Consider the following 1,993-nt stretch of genomic DNA (forward strand, 5'->3'; position numbering starts at 1 on the left):
TTCCAAGGGCATGCGCCAGCGCCTGGCGCTGGCGCAGGCGCTGCTGGGAGAGCCTCGGGTGCTGCTGCTGGACGAGCCCACCACCGGCCTGGACCCGGCCTCGCGCCAGCTGTTCTACCGCATCGTCGCCGAGCTGCGCGCTGCCGGCGCCACCATCCTGCTCAGCACGCACGCCCTGTCCGAGCTGGCCGGGCACGCCGACCGCGTCGTGGTGATGAAGGCCGGACGCAAGATCGCCGACGGCACCCTGTCCGAACTGCGCCGGCGCACCGGCCTGCCGCTACGCATCCGCCTGACGCTGGCCGGGTCCGGCGCGCCGCTGCCCCCGCCCTGGCGCGCGCTGGATGGCGGCCGCTACGAACGCCTGTGCGCCGAGGACGAGAAGGTGGCGGCGATCCGCGCCATCGGCGCCATCGGCCAGGACATCCGCGACCTGGACATCGACGTGCCGGGCCTGGACGAAATCTACGCCCATCTGCTGGAACGGGAGGACATATGAACGCCATCCACGCCATCGCCGCCAAGGAAATCCGCGACGGCCTGCGCAACCGCTGGGTGCTGGCGACCTCGCTGCTGCTGGCCGCGCTGGCGCTGGCCCTGGGGCTGCTGGGCAGCGCCCCCACCGGCTCGGTCAAGGTCGATCCGCTGACCGTCACCGTGGTCAGCCTGTCCAGCCTGTCGATCTTCCTGGTGCCGCTGATCGCCATGCTGCTGGCCTACGACGCCATCGTTGGCGAGGCCGACCGGGGCACGCTGGCGCTGCTGCTGAGCTATCCGGTGGCGCGCTGGCAGGTCATGGCGGGCAAGTTCGCCGGCCACCTGGTCATCCTGGCGCTGGCCACCGGCGCCGGCTACGGCTTCGCCGGCCTGGCGCTGCAATGGCTGCACGGCGGCGGCCTGGACGCGGCCGCCTGGCGTCCCTTCGCCCTGCTGATCGGCGCCAGCGTGCTGCTGGGCGCCAGCTTCCTGGCGCTGGGCTACCTGGTCAGCGCGGCGGTGCGCGAGCGCGCCACGGCGGCCGGCATCGCGGTCGGCGTCTGGCTGTTCTTCGTGGTGATCTACGACATGGCGCTGCTGGGCGCGCTGGCGGCCGACCAGGGCCGCCACATCGGCCCGGGCGCGCTCAACGCGCTGCTGCTGCTCAATCCCTCGGACGTGTACCGGCTGCTGAACCTCACCGGCTTCGAGCACATCGCGATGTACGCCGGCATGGCCGGCGTGGGCGACCAGGCCAGCCTGCCGCTGCCCACGCTGGTGCTGGCGCTGCTGCTGTGGATCGCGGCGCCGCTGCTGCTGGCGGCGGCGGTATTCCGGAGCCGGCAGCTATGAAAACGCTACGGACATTGCTGGCCGCCGCCACGGCCGCGCTGGCCCTGGCGGCCTGCGGCGACGAGACGCCCGCCGCGCCGCCCGCGCCGCAGGCCATGAGCGCCGACGCCGTCGGCCACTACTGCGGCATGGTCCTGAACGACCACGCCGGCCCGAAGGGCCAGATCTTCGTGCGCGGCCGCGCCGGTCCGGTGTGGTTCTCGTCGATCAAGCAGGTCTTCGCCTACACCATGCTGCCCGAGGAGCCCAAGGGCCTGCTCGCCGTGTACGTGAACGACATGGCCACCGCCGGCGTCGACGGCGCGCCCGATCCCGCCGTGTGGATCGACGCGCGCCAGGCCTATTACGTGATCGAGGGCGGCTACATCGGCGGCATGGGCGCCGAGGACGCCATGCCGTTTTCCGACCAGGCGCGGGCGCAGGACTTCGCCCGCCGCCACGGCGGCCGCGTGGCCGCCTTCAGCGAGGTGCCCGAGCGCTACGTCTTCGCGCAATAGCGCCATGGCGCCGCGCCCATCGCGTCCACACGATCTTGCATCGAGAGTCATATCGAGCCCCACATCGAGACCCGCATCATGAAGCTTCCCTCACGCCGCCGATTCATCGGCATCGCCGCCGCCAGCTCGGCGCTCGGCCTCCTGCCCTGGCGGGCGCTGGCCTCCAG

Annotated in this window: 3 protein-coding genes; all 3 read left to right on the forward strand. The window is 72.4% G+C overall.

What is annotated here, in order from left to right; genetic code table 11:
• Positions 1 to 499, forward strand: a 499-nt coding sequence (locus AC6LJ9_RS30465; RefSeq protein WP_498150431.1) for an AAA family ATPase, incomplete at its 5' end; no start/stop codon positions are given.
• Positions 496 to 1,329, forward strand: a complete 834-nt coding sequence (locus AC6LJ9_RS30470) for an ABC transporter permease (protein WP_212314239.1) — start codon at positions 496 to 498, stop codon at positions 1,327 to 1,329. The genes AC6LJ9_RS30465 and AC6LJ9_RS30470, both read left to right, overlap by 4 nt.
• Positions 1,326 to 1,826, forward strand: coding sequence for a nitrous oxide reductase accessory protein NosL (locus tag AC6LJ9_RS30475; protein ID WP_498150432.1), 501 nt, complete (start codon positions 1,326 to 1,328; stop codon positions 1,824 to 1,826). The genes AC6LJ9_RS30470 and AC6LJ9_RS30475 overlap by 4 nt, the downstream gene beginning before the upstream one ends.
• Positions 1,827 to 1,993 lie beyond the last annotated feature (167 nt).

This window comes from Achromobacter sp. 1011811831 (genome assembly GCF_059760905.1).

Excerpts from the sequence above, each read along its gene's own strand:
- AC6LJ9_RS30470 (WP_212314239.1), top strand. The coding sequence starts at position 496 with ATGAACGCCATCCACGCCATCGCCGCCAAGGAAATCCGCGACGGCCTG.
- AC6LJ9_RS30475 (WP_498150432.1), top strand. The coding sequence starts at position 1,326 with ATGAAAACGCTACGGACATTGCTGGCCGCCGCCACGGCCGCGCTGGCC.